The 15454-nt window shown below is 47.7% G+C and carries 19 protein-coding genes; 1 reads left to right on the top strand and 18 read right to left on the bottom strand.

Annotation, left to right across the window (positions count from 1 at the left end):
• Positions 1-57 precede the first annotated feature (57 nt).
• From spoVG to metG, 9 genes are all read right to left on the bottom strand, one after another.
• Positions 58-369: a septation regulator SpoVG gene (gene spoVG, locus B4C70_RS11540; RefSeq protein WP_290779562.1), complete on the bottom strand. Its 312-nt coding sequence runs from the start codon at positions 367-369 to the stop codon at positions 58-60.
• A gap of 158 nt (positions 370-527) precedes the next feature.
• Positions 528-1367 (bottom strand): pur operon repressor, encoded by an 840-nt coding sequence (purR, locus tag B4C70_RS11535; RefSeq protein WP_023466544.1) that lies wholly within the window; start codon positions 1365-1367, stop codon positions 528-530.
• Positions 1368-1436: 69 nt separating this feature from the next.
• Positions 1437-2297 carry a 4-(cytidine 5'-diphospho)-2-C-methyl-D-erythritol kinase gene (gene ispE, locus B4C70_RS11530; protein WP_023466542.1) on the bottom strand — a complete coding sequence of 287 codons (861 nt, stop codon included), beginning with the start codon at positions 2295-2297 and terminating at the stop codon, positions 1437-1439.
• A gap of 95 nt (positions 2298-2392) precedes the next feature.
• Positions 2393-2632 carry a Veg family protein gene (locus B4C70_RS11525; protein ID WP_012368950.1) on the bottom strand — a complete coding sequence of 80 codons (240 nt, stop codon included), beginning with the start codon at positions 2630-2632 and terminating at the stop codon, positions 2393-2395.
• An 84-nt stretch (positions 2633-2716) separates the two neighbouring features.
• Positions 2717-3595: a 16S rRNA (adenine(1518)-N(6)/adenine(1519)-N(6))-dimethyltransferase RsmA gene (rsmA, locus tag B4C70_RS11520; RefSeq protein ID WP_023466540.1), complete on the bottom strand. Its 879-nt coding sequence runs from the start codon at positions 3593-3595 to the stop codon at positions 2717-2719.
• Complete coding sequence (gene rnmV, locus B4C70_RS11515; RefSeq protein ID WP_023466539.1) at positions 3592-4149, bottom strand: ribonuclease M5; 558 nt, start codon at positions 4147-4149, stop codon at positions 3592-3594. The genes rsmA and rnmV overlap by 4 nt, the downstream gene beginning before the upstream one ends.
• 66 nt (positions 4150-4215) lie before the next feature.
• Positions 4216-5487 carry a 3D domain-containing protein gene (locus B4C70_RS11510; RefSeq protein WP_290779559.1) on the bottom strand — a complete coding sequence of 424 codons (1272 nt, stop codon included), beginning with the start codon at positions 5485-5487 and terminating at the stop codon, positions 4216-4218.
• Positions 5484-6251 (bottom strand): TatD family hydrolase, encoded by a 768-nt coding sequence (locus tag B4C70_RS11505; protein WP_023466535.1) that lies wholly within the window; start codon positions 6249-6251, stop codon positions 5484-5486. The genes B4C70_RS11510 and B4C70_RS11505 overlap by 4 nt, the downstream gene beginning before the upstream one ends.
• 59 nt (positions 6252-6310) lie before the next feature.
• A complete protein-coding gene (metG, locus tag B4C70_RS11500) occupies positions 6311-8290 on the bottom strand; it encodes a methionine--tRNA ligase (RefSeq protein ID WP_290779556.1) in 1980 nt (659 codons plus the stop codon).
• Positions 8291-8614: 324 nt separating this feature from the next.
• Between metG and B4C70_RS11495 the strand changes: the two genes are divergently transcribed.
• Complete coding sequence (locus B4C70_RS11495) at positions 8615-8911, top strand: AbrB/MazE/SpoVT family DNA-binding domain-containing protein (protein WP_023466531.1); 297 nt, start codon at positions 8615-8617, stop codon at positions 8909-8911.
• A 36-nt stretch (positions 8912-8947) separates the two neighbouring features.
• Here the strand turns inward: B4C70_RS11495 and rsmI are convergent, their stop codons facing one another.
• The 9 genes from rsmI to B4C70_RS11450 are packed head-to-tail and all read right to left on the bottom strand — an operon-like array spanning position 8948 to position 15405.
• Positions 8948-9805, bottom strand: coding sequence for a 16S rRNA (cytidine(1402)-2'-O)-methyltransferase (gene rsmI, locus B4C70_RS11490; RefSeq protein ID WP_290779553.1), 858 nt, complete (start codon positions 9803-9805; stop codon positions 8948-8950).
• Positions 9802-10056: a GIY-YIG nuclease family protein gene (locus tag B4C70_RS11485; RefSeq protein ID WP_035413209.1), complete on the bottom strand. Its 255-nt coding sequence runs from the start codon at positions 10054-10056 to the stop codon at positions 9802-9804. The genes rsmI and B4C70_RS11485 overlap by 4 nt, the downstream gene beginning before the upstream one ends.
• Positions 10049-10786, bottom strand: coding sequence for a tRNA1(Val) (adenine(37)-N6)-methyltransferase (locus tag B4C70_RS11480; protein ID WP_064301041.1), 738 nt, complete (start codon positions 10784-10786; stop codon positions 10049-10051). Before B4C70_RS11480 ends, B4C70_RS11485 begins: the two co-directional genes overlap by 8 nt.
• A 51-nt stretch (positions 10787-10837) precedes the next feature.
• A complete protein-coding gene (yabA, locus tag B4C70_RS11475) occupies positions 10838-11188 on the bottom strand; it encodes a DNA replication initiation control protein YabA (protein ID WP_119182633.1) in 351 nt (116 codons plus the stop codon).
• Positions 11189-11196: 8 nt separating this feature from the next.
• Positions 11197-12027: a PSP1 domain-containing protein gene (locus B4C70_RS11470; RefSeq protein WP_029343044.1), complete on the bottom strand. Its 831-nt coding sequence runs from the start codon at positions 12025-12027 to the stop codon at positions 11197-11199.
• A gap of 6 nt (positions 12028-12033) precedes the next feature.
• Positions 12034-13026 carry a DNA polymerase III subunit delta' gene (locus tag B4C70_RS11465; RefSeq protein WP_290779549.1) on the bottom strand — a complete coding sequence of 331 codons (993 nt, stop codon included), beginning with the start codon at positions 13024-13026 and terminating at the stop codon, positions 12034-12036.
• The gene (locus B4C70_RS11460; RefSeq protein WP_023466519.1) at positions 13026-13355 is read right to left on the bottom strand and encodes a cyclic-di-AMP receptor; all 330 of its coding nucleotides are present in this window, start codon (positions 13353-13355) and stop codon (positions 13026-13028) included. The genes B4C70_RS11465 and B4C70_RS11460 overlap by 1 nt, the downstream gene beginning before the upstream one ends.
• Positions 13352-13990 (bottom strand): dTMP kinase, encoded by a 639-nt coding sequence (gene tmk, locus B4C70_RS11455; RefSeq protein WP_290779545.1) that lies wholly within the window; start codon positions 13988-13990, stop codon positions 13352-13354. The genes B4C70_RS11460 and tmk overlap by 4 nt, the downstream gene beginning before the upstream one ends.
• Positions 13987-15405, bottom strand: a complete 1419-nt coding sequence (locus B4C70_RS11450) for an aminotransferase class I/II-fold pyridoxal phosphate-dependent enzyme (RefSeq protein ID WP_290779542.1) — start codon at positions 15403-15405, stop codon at positions 13987-13989. Before B4C70_RS11450 ends, tmk begins: the two co-directional genes overlap by 4 nt.
• Positions 15406-15454: the final 49 nt, after the last annotated feature.

The raw sequence follows: 15454 nt of genomic DNA, 5'->3' as shown, positions 1-15454 counted from the left end.
GAGGAAAAAACGAGAAAAAAGACAGGTTTTCCCAAGAAGAGAAAACCTGTCTTTTTCTTATGCTTGATTTGTCGTTTGGGCAGAAGAGACTTCGTAACCGAGACCTTCTTCTTGATCCTCACGTGCCGCATAGGCTTCGAGTACTGAATCTTCGACCTTTTTTCGCATTAATGCATTGATTGGATGAGCGACATCCCGGAAGATACCTTCTTGCGTTCGTTTGCTTGGCATGGCGACGAAGAGACCACTGTTCCCTTCGATCACACGCAAATCATGTACCACGAATTCATGGTCGAGCGTAATAGAGGCAAGTGCTTTCATTCGACCCTCTGCCACGACGCGACGAATTTTAACGTCCGTAACGTTCATTTTGTCCGCACCCCTTTAACCGTTGTCACAACTCTTCGTTGTCTACTTCTACTTACGGCTTAAAACAAACAAAGGTTTAGTCTTTCCCAATCTTTTTACGCATAATTTCCAAAAGTTTGATAATTACAGTATAGTTACAATCCATGCGGCTGTCAATTTCAGGTAGTCTCTGCTTCCGAGAAATAGTGATCGACGTTTCCGCGCTTGACTTGAATTTGACCAAGATCGACGTCGACGTCCGCTAATTTCATTAAGCTGACGTATTCGTTAACCATCTTCTTCTCGGCACCCTCTGCCTCGATCAAGACACCCACACCTGCGACCTTTGCTTCGAACTCGCTCAAGAGACTCATCATTCCGCGAATCGTTCCGCCGGCTTTCATGAAGTCATCGATCAATAAGACGTTCGCCCCACGTGGTAAACTCCGGCGCGCAAGTGCCATCGTCCGAATCGCTTTTGAAGAACCTGAGACATAGTTGATACTGACCGTTGAACCTTCTGTCACGCGACTATCCGAACGCACGATGACGAACGGCACACCAAGTTGCTCAGCGACCGCATAAGCAAGTGGAATCCCTTTCGTCGCGATTGTCATGACGACATCGACTTTCTTTTGGCTAAAGACAGATGCAAACACTTGCCCCATTTGTTTGACCATCTTCGGATCCCCGAGTAAGTCCGTCAAATAAAGGTATCCCCCTGGCAACAGTCGATCTGGACGTGCGACACGTTCACATAGATCGTCGATGAACGGTAACGCCTTCTTACTGCTCCACGTCGGGATGAACATGACGCCACCCGCAGCACCTGGTACCGTGACGAGACGACCCGTTCCCTCATGCTCTAACATCTCGCTGACGATATCTAAATCTTCACTGATCGACGATTTCGCCGATTTATAACGTTCTGCAAAAATCGTCAATGAGACGAGATGATGGGGATGGTCAAGCAAGTACCGCGTCATGTCGACCAATCGACCACTTCTCCGAATTTTCATTTGTTTTGTTCCACCTCTCCGTAATTCCGAATATTCAATAGTGAATATATCATTTTCATACGGATATTATCAATGGTTTTCGCCTAAAAGACGAACGACGTAGACTTCGTTACAAAAGCCGCGTAATCCATTATAGAGACGTTGTGCCCGATTCTCGTGTTCCGTCAATGCAAAGACCGTCGGACCACTTCCGCTCATCAAGACGCCTTCTGCGCCACAACTCGCCATGAATTCCTTGATTTGCTCGACTTCCGGGTGCATCGGCAACGTGACCGATTCGAGAACATTCCCAAGTGACTGGCAAATACCTTGGAAATCTTGCGCCTTCACCGCATCGATCATCGCTTCGACGTTCGGACGTTTTGCCGTGTTCAAGTCAAGGGCACCATAGACGTCAGCCGTCGATACACCGATCGTCGGTTTGGCAAGAACGACCCAACACGGGGGTGGTGAGACAAGTTTTTCTAGCTTCTCTCCGCGACCCGTTGCGATCGCTGTTCCTCCCATGACACAAAACGGTACGTCAGAACCAACCGCCGCGCCGACTTCCGCCAACTCTTCCAGCGTCAAACCGAGTTGCCATAACTCGTTCAAACCACGTAATGTCGCTGCTGCGTCACTAGAACCACCTGCAAGTCCCGCTGCGACCGGGATGTGTTTCTCTAAGAAGATTTCGACCCCTGTCTTGACGTCGTATTTTTCTTTTAAGATTGCTGCTGCTTTATACGCAAGATTACGTTCGTCGTTCGGAACGTAAGCGTGCTGGGCATTCATTCGAATTTCTCCTGACGGCAGCTCCGTCAATTCTAGACGGTCTGCCAAATCGACTGTCGTCATCACCATATGTACATCGTGATAGCCGTCCGGGCGCTTTGCCGTCGCATCCAGGACTAGGTTGATCTTGGCCGGAGCCTTTACAATAATCGTCATCGTGCCGTTCCTCCTCTAGTTCGTTTCCTGTAGGAATTGTATCAACCTTTCCACAAAAAAAGAAGCGAACATTTTGTCCGCTTCGGAAGGTAAGTTTACGAATTCGCAAATTCGATTTGTACGGAGTCTGTTAGCACGTCGGCGTAGCTATAAGAAACTCGCTCGACATTGTGGCGCTCTGCGTCTAGCTTGACTACAAACACCGAAGGATACGTCTCAACGAGCGTTCCGATTCGGGTTACGACCTTTTTACGACCGCCGCTTGCTTTTAGCGTCAGTCTTTCACCAACATGTGTTTCGAAAACATGTCTGATTTCGTTCAACGTCTTTGGCATACGCTTCACCTCACTAATATTTATTATAGCATATTAAATAAATATTAGAAAGGGGAAATATTATATCTGTTCTAATCGTATCCGTCAACGTTTTTTAATTGGCAAAAGTGCATCCGCTAACTGTGCGAATTCCTGCAGGCTGAGCGTTTCTCCGCGACGACGTGGTTCGATTCCAGCTTCCAACAATGCCGCTTCGACCGCCGCCTTTTCCGTCTTCCCGAAGTGTGTCGTCAAGTTGTTCAAAATCGTTTTCCGGCGTTGTGCAAAACTTGCTCGGACGATTTCGAAGAATAATGCCTCATCCTGTGTCTGTACCGCCGGCTCTTTTCGAATGTTCAAACGGATGACTGCTGAATCGACATTTGGTGCCGGAATGAAGACTTGTTTTGGAACCGTGAAGCAGACTTCAGCTTCCGCATAATACTGAATCGCGATCGATAGAGAACCGTATGCTTTCGTGCCCGGTTTTGCACCGATTCGTTCAGCGACTTCCTTTTGAATCATCATGACGAGCGTCCGAAACGGTGCTTTCGCTTCGAGAATCCGCATGATGATCGGTGTCGTGACGTAATACGGGAGGTTCGCGACGACGGCAATATCAGTGATGCCTTCTTGCGTGAACTCTTCTGCGACGATCGTCGAAAGATCAAGTTCAAGAGCATCGCCGTGAATGACCTTCGTATGAGGATACGGTGAAAGTGTATCGTCAAGAATCGGTAGCAACCGCTGATCGATTTCAAGAGCGACGACTTTTTTCGCCTGTTTCGCCGATTGTTCCGTCAATGAGCCGATTCCTGGTCCGATCTCGAGTACGCCGCTTTCAGGCGTTAATCCAGCTGCCCCGACGATGTTTCCTAATACGTTTAAATCGATTAAAAAGTTTTGTCCCAACGATTTTTTAAACGAAAAGCCATGTTTCGCTAAAATTTCTTTCGTCCGGTGCAATGTAGCAATGTCTTTCAAACTTCTTCCTCCTCTAATTGTTTCAATGCCGCTTCCCATTCCGCCCGCGTGATTCGGATCGATGCGACGCGTTTGACGAGTTGTTTTGCATTCGGTTCACCAATCGCAAGAATCTGACCGAGACGACGACGACGGATCGAGGCTGCTGGTCCACCAATCAAATCGGCTGCTAGAATCATCTCACGTGTCACTTCGGCAACCGGTGCTTCTTCCGTCTCATAGACAGCAGCGAGCGCCTCTTCGATTGCGGCAGGTGAGGCATGCTCCACACCAATTTTCCCTCGCTTATCTTTTGCTTGGGCACGAGGAAGATAGGCGTGTTTACAGCCTGGTACGCGTTCATTGATTCGGGCACGGATACGATCTCCTGGAAAATCAGGGTCCGTGAAGATGATGACACCGCGTCGTTCCAGTGCCTTCTCGATGCGTTGCATCGTTTGTTCATTAACGGCTGAACCGTTCGTTTCAATTGTATCGACATCAAAGACTTCTTGTAATCGTGTCGTATCATCCCGTCCTTCGACGACTATGACTTCTTTTAAGCGTTTCCGCATGATCTCTCCACCTTCTTCAAACACTCTCGTAATTGTACCTGTTTCCACGAAAAAAACAAGGAAGCGTCACGTGTCCGCTTCCGTTGCACTAGGAATGACCCAGACTTGCAGTTGTTTTCGACCGAACGTCTTCGCTTTTTGTTCTCCATCGACCAAGACATCGATCTTATTTCCTTTGATGGCTCCACCGGTATCGAGGGCGATCGCAAGACCCACTCCTTCGACGTAGACCTTCGTTCCAAGCGGAATGACTTTCGGATCAACCGCGATGATCGGCATCCCTTGATAGGTGATCGTATCCGTCACGTCATACCCGGTCGCGGTCAAGGCACGTCCGTTGTACAAACGACTGCCGTTCGAAGCTGGGTCGTTCGTATACGCCGTCGCTTCGACCATCAAACTCTTCGCACTCGAAAAATCAAGGTCCGCATCGGCTTTCGGTGTTTCAGTTAGTGGATTCGTCGCCTGCTCTTCGTTAAAGACGGGTGCTTCAGTAGGCGTCTCGATTGGTTTTGTTCCGACCTTGACGACTTGTTTGATCGGTGTCCGTGTCACTTGGTCATCAATCAGTTTCTTCTCTTTGCTAAGACCGTCAGCTAACGTCAATTGATACTTTTTCGTTCGGACACCCGGACGACCTGATGCCGTCACGAGTTGTTCGCCTTCCGGTAGAGTTGGATCCTCGACTTCTTCAATCTCAAACGGCACGAGCTGTTCTTGCGTCAACGTCGCACGACGTGTCGTGTTGACCGTGATCAACGTTCCTTCCGTCACGCGGGTATCGGGATCCGGAGCGACCCGGTCTTCCTTTTGCAGACGGATTCCTTCCCGTGCTAACAATTCCCGAACTGACGTCTCATACGTGTAGATTTGTCGGGCTTTTCCACCAACGACGAGATCAACGGGAAAAGCTTCCCGGTACCGAACGGTCATTCCGTTCGTCAACACAGCGTCAGAGGACGGATAGATATCATCCGTCTCCGCTTTTTTGATGCCGCGTTCTGCCAGCAAATCCTTCACTTGGCGTGCTTGCGTTCGAACGCGACGAGACTCACCATATCCCATGATCAGCGTGATTTCTTTCGCCCGCTGAATGACGATTAATCGTTTTTTCGGCAGGTCGGCACTAAGTGCTGGTTCAATCACATCATTGTCACGCGTCGTAATACCGGCTTCTTCAAGTGCTCCATAGACAGAGTCAGCTGTCGTTTCAATTTGCTGTTCTTGACCATCAATCAAGACAGTCACGGTTTGTGGATGATCCATCATCCCATAGACGAGTGCTGCCGCAAGTAGCAGGCTGCACCCGATCGTAATGAACGTCAACGAACGCATCATGGCAAACGGAAGACTCGTTTTGCATTTTCCGTCGTCGCTGCTTCGACGTCAGCATACATCATGCCACGGAGCTGCGCGATCTCTTCGGCGACGAATCGGACGTAAGCCGGTTCGTTGCGTTTACCGCGGTGCGGTGTCGGTGTCAGGTACGGACAATCCGTCTCAACGAGTAGACGATCGAGCGGGACTTCCTGCGCGACACGTTTCGGCATCTTCGCATTCTTGAACGTAACGGGACCTCCGAGTGAAATGTAGAAGTTCATCGCCAGGCATCGTGGTAATAATTCAGCACTCATGCTGTAGCTATGCAGAATCCCTCCGACTTCTTTTGCATCCTCTTCTTCAAGGATCCGTAACGTATCTTCTGTCGCTTCCCGGTTATGGATGACGATCGGTTTTTTCTTCTGCTTCGCGAGACGGATCTGTTTGCGGAAAGCTTCTTGCTGCACATCTTTCGGTGACGTATCCCAGTGATAATCGAGCCCAATTTCTCCGAGCGCAACGACTTTTTCGTGATCCATCAACCGTTCGACCTTTTGGTACGCTTCCTCGTCAAAATCAATCGAGTCGACGGGATGCCAGCCGATGACCGCATAAAGATCATCGTACGCTTCGACGAGTTCCATCGCACGATCAATCGTCTTGTGATCAAATCCGACGACGATCATCGGTGAGACACCGTTCGCGCGTGCCCGCTCGATCGTCTCGTGGACGTCGTCCGCAAATTGGTCTGCATTCAAGTGAGTGTGTGTATCGATTAACATAGCTGTTCGACTCCTTCTTTAAAAAAATGCCTGTGACATGAAGTCCACAGGCATCGGTTTTATTTTACGCTTGCGCCGTTCGCCATCGTTGACGGGACCGTCGCTAGTTCAAGTTTTCCTGCTTTTTCAGCAGCAAGGACCATTCCTTGTGAGAGTTCGCCACGTAACGTGACCGGTTTTAAGTTCGCCACGACGATGACTTTTCGTCCGACTAAATCTTCCGGCTCATACCACTGAGCGATACCAGAGACGATTTGGCGTGTTTCTTTGCCCATATCGACTTGTAGCTTCAATAGTTTTTTCGCCTTTTTGATCTTTTCAGCCGTCACGACTTCACCGACACGTAATTCGATCTGGTCAAAGACATCGATTGTCGTTTCTGGACGAATATCTTCGTCTTCTTCTTCAACTTCTTCTTCCTCAACACGTGCTGCAGAAGCTTGACGCATCATGTCGACGATTGCTTCGACTTCTTCTTTGACGTCGAGACGTGGGAAGATTGGTGTCGCTGTACCGACTTTCGTTCCTGGTGCGATGTCTGCGAATTTCTCGAGCGCTGCCCAGTTCATCGCTTGTCCAGAGAGACCCAGTTGCGCAAAGATCTCTTTTGGTGAACGCGTCATGAACGGTTGCAACATGATCGCCACGTGACGTAAGACGCCGACGAGATGCACCATGACCGAACCGAGTTCCGCCGTTTTGGATTCGTCTTTTGCAAGCACCCACGGTTGTGTCTCATCGATGTATTTATTGGCACGGCTGATTAATTGCCAAATGTTCGATAGCACGACAGAGAATTCCATATGTTCCATCGATGCTTCGACTTTCGTGACCGTTTCTTTTGCAAGATCCGAGAGTGTCGCATCAAACGGTGTCACATTGCCTGTATAGGCCGGGATCTCACCGTCAAAGTATTTCGTGACCATCGCGATCGTTCGGTTGAGTAAGTTCCCAAGGTCGTTTGCTAAATCGTAGTTCATCCGCTCAACGAATGCTTCAGGTGTGAACATACCATCTGAACCGAATGGAACTTCGCGTAACAAGTAATAACGAAGGGCGTCAAGACCGTAACGATCCGTCAATGGGATCGGATCAACGACGTTCCCTTTTGATTTCGACATTTTTCCGTCTTTCATCAACAACCAACCGTGTGCGAAGACTTTCTTCGGTAATGGGAGATCAAGTGCCATCAAGAGTGCCGGCCAGATGATCGTGTGGAAACGAACGATTTCTTTTCCGACGAGATGAACATCTGCTGGCCAGTACTTATCGAAATTACCATGATCGTCCGTACCATAACCGAGTGACGAGATATAGTTCGTCAACGCATCGATCCAGACGTAGACGACGTGCTTCGGATTCGATGGGACTTGTACACCCCAGTTGAATGTCGTCCGTGAGACCGCTAAGTCTTGGAGACCCGGTTTAATGAAGTTATTGATCATTTCGTGTTTACGTGATTCTGGCAAGATAAATGACGGATTCGCTTCAAAGTACTCAAGCAGACGGTCCGCGTACTTGCTGATCCGGAAGAAGTAACATTCTTCGCGAACGAGTTCGACTGGGTGTCCACTATCGGGGCTCTTTCCGTCGACGAGTTGTGATTCCGTATAGTACGTCTCATCCGGAATCGAATACCAACCTTCGTATTCACCTAGGTAGATATCGCCTGATTCAAGAAGTGTCTCGAACACTTTTTCGACGACTTTCTTGTGACGTGGTTCTGTCGTCCGGATATAATCATCGTACGAGATGTCGAGACGATCCCATAAGACTTTAATCTGCTCGACGACACCATCGACGAATGCCTGTTCCGAAATACCTGCTTCTGCTGCTTTTTCCTGGATCTTTTGACCGTGCTCATCGCTACCTGTCAAATACCGGACGTCGAATCCTTGAAGTCGTTTGTACCGTGCCATTGCATCTCCAGCCACCGTCGTATACGCGTGACCGATATGTAGTTTTGCACTTGGATAATAAATCGGGGTCGTGATATAAAATGTCTTTGCCATGTTATTCCTCCGTTCTCTTATTTCCATCTTCATTATAGGCTATTATACGCTGTTACGGGACTGATGTCGAAATTCACTTTTTGTCGAATCGAAACATTTTTTGACATCAGACATCAAATTACAAAAAAACACACTCTATAGTTTCATTTCCTTTAAAAAGGGAAAATACATTAATAAATCGTTTCAAATATGGGTTTTTTGAGAAATAAATGACATTTTGATTTCAAACTATTCAGATTGGTTGACTACTTTTGGAAAGTCTAGTATTCTACATTCTATAGAAACGATGTCGAATTTTGACGATTTTTCAAAAGAAAAAGAGATCCATGACATCAAAGGAGGAATAACAAAATGAAATCAACAGGTATTGTACGTAAAGTAGACGAGCTCGGTCGTGTCGTAATTCCAATCGAATTACGCCGTACACTTCAAATCGCAGAAAAGGATGCCCTCGAGATTTATGTCGACAACGAACAGATCATCCTTAAAAAATATAAACCAAACATGACTTGCCAAGTGACAGGTGAAGTATCAGAAGATAACTTCAAATTGGCTGATGGTAAATTGATTCTTTCACCAGATGGCGCACAACGCGTTCTCGTTGAATTAAAAGATTTCCTCGATCGTCATTACGCAAGCAACGAATAAACAAAAAAGGAAGCTCCTTAACGGGGCTTCTTTTTTTTAATCTGCTTCGTGAAACGCGAGGTACAATTCCTGACGATCCAGTCCTCGTTCTTTTGCGACACGCTTCAACGCTGCATTCGGCTTTTCGCCCTCTTTGATATACCGACGGATTTGCTCGAGCGGATCACTGTCTTGAATGACGGCATCCGGTCGTTCTTCGTTTGATCCTTCGACAAGGACGACGAACTCACCTCGAACGTCTTCTGCTGCCCAAGCGCGTAATTCACTCACACTTCCACGAATATACTCTTCATACCGTTTCGTTAGTTCTCGGGCTAACGTCACCTGGCGATCACCAAGTACTTCTTCGATCCCTTGCAACATCTCTTTCAATCGATGCGGTGCTTCATAAAAGATGAGTGTTCCTGATTCGTATTTCAATTGCTCTAACGCTTCGCGGCGTTCTTTTTTCTTTCGTGGCAAAAAACCATAATACAAAAAGCGTTCTGTCGACAGACCGGACGCGACAAGGGCTGTCAATGCAGCGTTCGCACCCGGAAGAACGATGACAGGAATATCTGCTGCGATCGCTTGGCGGATCAAGTCGCTTCCCGGGTCCGAAATACCGGGCATCCCGGCGTCGGAGACGAGGGCAATTTGCTTTCCCGCCTCTAAATCAGCGAGTAGTCGTTCGCCACTTGTTTGTTTATTGTGTTCGTGGTAACTGACCAGCTTCGTCTCAATCGAAAAATGCCGAAACAATTTCATCGTCTGCCGGGTATCTTCTGCTGCGACGATATCGGATTCCTGTAAGATCCGGACAGCTCGATACGTCATGTCTTCTAAATTGCCGATTGGTGTCGGGACGATATAGAGACCGACTCCTTGCTGTTGATAGCTACTTGTCGCTTTCATGAGGTTCCTCCTTGAATCAAACGCTCTTTCTGTGAACGTGTCAATTGTTTAATCGCGTATTCCCGCTTCATCGCTTCTGATTTTGTCGCGAAAATTTCCTCATGAACGAGGACGACCGGTAGACGGGCACGTGTATACTTCGCCCCCTTGCCTGCGTTATGTGTCGCGATGCGTTGCGTGACGTCTACCGCGTAACCCGTATAATACGTATCATCTTGGCAACGAACGATATAGACTGCATGCTCAGACATTGAACAGTTCCTTCATCTGAGCCGCATACGAGTTGTTCGCTTCATAGACGATGAACGGGGGAAGCACCTTCAGTCCAGGTTTTGCATCCTTGATCCCCTCGATCAACAGCATGTTTGCTTCCTTCCCTGCTTTCGGATAAATCAGCTGCATCCGTTTCGGTTCCAAGCGATACGTCCGCATCAAGGTAACGATATCGAGCAGTCGTTCCGGTCGATGGACGAACGCTGCTTTTCCGCCTTGTTTCAACAAATCAGATGCACCTCGAATGCAGTCTTCAAGGGTACAGAGAACTTCATGTCTTGCAATCGTATAATGTTCACTTTGGTTTTGGTTCGATGTCTCGTTTGCTAAAAAATAAGGCGGATTACAGGTGACAGCATCATAGATTCCGTATCCAAGACGCGTACCCGCCTCTTTGACGTCCCCTTCAATCATCTCAATCCGGTCGTTCAGTTCATTCAAGGTGACGCTCCGTCGTGCCATCTCCGCTAGTCGCGGCTGGATTTCAAGACCCGTGATCTGCCCTTTCGTCCGGTAGGATAAAAAGAGTGGAATTGCACCGTTTCCTGAGCAGAGATCGGCAATCCGCCCCTGTTGAATCGGGACCCACGCAAATCGTGCGAGCAGTGCCGCGTCGAGTGAATACGAGAAGACGGATGGACTTTGAATGATTTTCCCTTCCTGTCCTAAGAGATAATCAAGTCGTTCGTCTGGTAATAGTTCAAACATGTCGTGTCTTCCTTTCCGAAAAAAAGACTGACTCATGTAGAAGTCAGCCTCTCAATGTTTCGTTAACATGGATAAGCAAAAGAGACAATCGCCGTCTTTTCGTACTTGTCCATAATGCAAGTTACAGATGTGGAACCCTTCCTGGTACAATCGTCCGAGATTATCGTAGCCCGCACCGACGCCCGCTTCCGCTTCTTCCGCTTCCGTGACCGGCTGCTGTTCGTCGCGTTCGACTTTTTCCCGAAGGTGATGATTCTCCAGATACAGATGTTGGTTCTCTTCCATCATGTAAGCCAGCTGATCCTTTAACACGCTCAGATGCTCAGTCAGCAAATGAATCTGTTGCTCAATCGCATCGACACGCGTAATGATTTCTTTTTTATCGACTCTCTCCACGCGTATGCACCCCGTTATTCTTTTGGTCGTTTTGGTTTTACGGCACCAACGGATAATAGTTCTTCCATTGAGTACGTCAAGACGCGGGAACGATCCTTCAGTTCGATTTGAACGACTTGATCGAGGATGTTCAAACCAACGACGCGTCCTTCGCCTTCAGGTACTGTCAAACGTTTTCCGTAGTCCGGCAAATCACGGCGCATTTCTTCATACGTATCGTTCTCATATTTCAGACAGCACATCAAACGACCACATACTCCTGAAATCTTCGTCGGATTCAACGACAGATTTTGATCTTTTGCCATCTTGATCGAAACCGGTTCGAACTCACCGAGGAAAGATGAACAACATAAGACACGACCACACGGACCGATGCCTCCCAGTAACTTCGCTTCATCCCGAACACCGATTTGACGGAGTTCGATGCGTGTCCGGAAGACCGCCGCTAAATCTTTGACGAGCTCACGAAAATCGACACGTCCTTCTGCCGTGAAGTAGAAGATGACCTTATTGCGGTCAAACGTATACTCGACATCGACCAATTTCATATCGAGTTTATGTTCACGGATTTTTTCAACACATACCGCATGCGCATCAAGCGCTGCGACTTTATTTTCGCGGACGATCATTGCATCCTTATCGTCAGCAATTCGAAGAATGGATTTCAGTGGCAACACCACATCTTCTTCGTCCATTTGTTTATCGGCGATGACCACTTCGCCATATTCAATGCCCCGTACCGTCTCAACGATGACTGCTTGTCCTCGTGATAATGACTCTTGTCCAGGTGCAAAATAATAAATTTTGCCCGCTTCTTTAAAGCGAACGCCTACTACTTCTAGCATGTCGCTCTACCCTTTCTGTAAGTCAAACATGAGACGCTCAACTGTTAATTGGGGATTAACATTCGCTTCGACCCGTCGGACTGCAGCAAGCACAGCTTGCAACCAGCGGGTGATCGTCGTCTGGCTCTTGGACCCCATCTGTTCAAGTCGGGGTTTACTATTCGTATAGGTCATACCTTCCCACGCCGGATTCAGTTTCAGGCGTAAGACATCCTCGAAGAAACAGGTGACGAGTTCAAGACCGATTCGGACATCCTGACGGTTCTTGAATTGTCCCATCCATTTCTCTTGTACGAACAGCGGTAAATCAGCCGGACGATTCGCTAATTCCTCCATCAATTGTAACACTGACGCTCGCGCATTTACAAACCAGTCTTCGAGTAATGCTTCTTCCGCATCCTCGACTTTTGGATAGACACGCGCTGCCAGTTGCGTCAACTCGTGGTCCCGTCCCGTTTTTTCAGATAAAACCTCGCCAATCATTTGACGATCCGCTGGGCGAAAACTTAATAACTGTCCCCGCGATCGAATTGTCGGTAAAAGGAGTTGAGGTTGATTCGTCAACAATAAGGCCACTTTTCCTTCTCCTGGTTCCTCAAAGAACTTCAGCAAACTGTTCGCTGCCTGCGGAGTCATCTTATGGGACTGGGTAATGACATAAATCTGACGATCGCCTTCGAGTCCTCGGAGTGAGAGATCATGCATCAATTGTTGAATCTGTTCTTTTTTGATGGTCGCGCCATCTGGTTCGATTTCATAATAATCGACCAAGTTGCCACTTTCCATCCGCCGACAGCTACGACAGACACCACACGGCTCTACATCGACCGGTGCCTCACAAAAAAGGCTTTTCGCGAACAAGTGAGCCGCTTCAAGTAGAAGCGGCTCATAGTCTCCGGTAAAGATATAAGCGTGATTGATTCGATCGTTCCGTAACGAATTTTGAAGAATCGTCGAAATGACCGATTGTGTCTGTTCCAGTTCATGAAACGTCTGCATCAGAATTGATGAAACCCTTCGATTGGCAAGACGAAGACCGTTGCCCCGCCTACCTGGACTTCAACGGGATACGGGATATAAGAATCGGCATGACCACCCATTGGTGAGATTGGAGAGACCATCTGTTCGCGGCTCGAACAGTTCTTTTTGATCAATCGTAACAAATCATCGAGACGCTCACTCTGTACACCAATCATGAACGTCGTGTTCCCTTCTTTAAGAAAACCACCTGTCGTTGCCAGTTTCGTTGCTCGGAAATCATGCTCGACAAGTGCTTCCGCCAAACGTAAGCTATCTTTATCTTGGACGATCGTAATGACCATTTTCATGAGAATCTCTCCTTTTCTTCTAAATACGTAATGACATCTTCCACTAAGTCCTGATGAATCGCTTCAATCGATCGATTGGCCTGTACGATCTGTACTCGTTCTGGATCCGACGCCGCAATCTGCTGAAAACCATCATAGACGCGGGCACGAAACGCATCATCTCGCTGCTCGATTCGATCAAGTGCTCCCCGGTCCATCATTCGTTTTTTAGAATCTTTTACCGTTAAATCAAACAAATACGTCCGGTCTGGCGCCAACCCGCCTGTTGCAGAATCATTGATTTTACGCACGAGATCAATCGGATGTCCAAGACCATATCCTTGATACGCAAGTGACGCATCAACGAATCGGTCACATAAAACGATTGTGCCTGCCTCTAACGCTGGTCGAATCAATTCCTCGACATGCTGGGCACGAGACGCTGCATACAGCAGAATTTCCGTCATCTCTTTCATCTCTTCAAAATCAGGATTCAAAATCAACGAACGAATTTCATTTCCAACGCGTGTGCCACCTGGCTCGCGGGTCGTCATGACGTTATAGCCCTTTTCTTTTAACACATCGCCAAGCAATTGTAGTTGTGTCGTTTTACCGGCACCATCCGGTCCTTCGACAGTAATGAACGTACCTTTCATTCTTCAAACCCTTCCTCTATGACGCGTAACGCTCCTCGTTGCAATTGTTCGCCTCCTTGCAAATGAACGGCTACGGTTTGATAATGTCGTAAACGTAATACCTGTTCCGCCGTAATGCGTTCTCCTCTGACGATCAACGGAATGCCTGGCGGGTACGGAATAATCGTTTCGAGTGAAACATGACCGATACACTCATCCAGCTGACGGAACGTACCTGTTGCTTGTTCTAACTGTTCATAAGAACAAGATAAAGCAGATACCTGTATTTTACCCATAATTGGTTGCTCGATATACCTTTTCAAAGGAATTCCTTCTGATTTCATCATTTGAATGGCTCGTTCGACACGATGGACCCAGTCATTCTGCTCAGACTTTGCTAGCGGACGAAGTGGCAAAATACAGACGACGTGATCTCCTAGAGCAAATTCCGCATCGAGTTGAACAGCTCGTAACGCGTGCAGCAACGCATCTCCTGAATATCCCTCATACGTTAATGTCATCCGTGACCAATCATCGAAGCGAAGGACCGTCATATGATCGAACCGTTGAAGTGCTTCGATGAATGTATCATGACTAGCCTGAATATCTGACATACCTTTAACTGTCCATTGTTCACGATAGGAACGGGCATAGTCTAATGAAGCCAGCAGTAAATATGAAGGACTTGAGGTCTGAAACGCTTGAAGCGCTCGCTGTAACTTTCTTCTCATCTTTTCCGAAAATCGCTCATGCATCCATGCTCCCATCGTCAGTGCTGGAAGTGTTTTATGGGCAGACTGGACAACAGCAGTTGCTCCTAATTCAAATGCAGAGCGTACACCAAATGCTTCACCGAAGTGTGCACCATGTGCTTCATCCACTAATAAAGGGAGTTCATGCGACGCTGTGAGCTGAACGAGTGACGTGATGTTAGCCGCTTCCCCGTAATATGTCGGTGAAGTGATAAACACGCCGACTCCTCCTGGATATTTCGTAAACGCTTCCTTTAATGTTTCACGTGAAACATGTCCACTGATTCCCGTTTCCTCATGGATGTCTGGTTCAAGAAAGATGGGTTCGATCCCCAGCCATTCTAACGCATTGAACACGGATTTATGCGAATTACGCTGTACATAAACACGCTCTCCTCTTGCTGCTGTAGCGGCAAGCATCGCCCAGTTCCCAACGGTCGAACCATTCACAAGGAAATGACTCGCTTTTGCACCGTAGACTTTTTGCAGCAAAGCTATCGCGTCTGCAATGGCCTCTTCCGGATGATGAAAATCATCTAGACCAGGTAATTCTGTGACGTCCCATTTAAAGAAGTCAGGAAGAGGTGTCAATGTTCCATTCTTATGACCAGGAACATGCCATGAGATGGGCGTTCGATCTAAGTGACGTTGAAGTGCATGTACAATAGGAAGTTCGTGTTTCATGAAAAAACTCCTTTTCCTCTAAAATGATTACACAAAAAGACCGACCTGC

Source organism: Exiguobacterium sp. UBA5002, from assembly GCF_002396765.1.
Lineage (GTDB): Bacteria > Bacillota > Bacilli > Exiguobacteriales > Exiguobacteriaceae > Exiguobacterium_A.
Note: the sequence above shows the minus strand (reverse complement) of the source record. Positions and strands in the feature narration are given on the sequence as shown.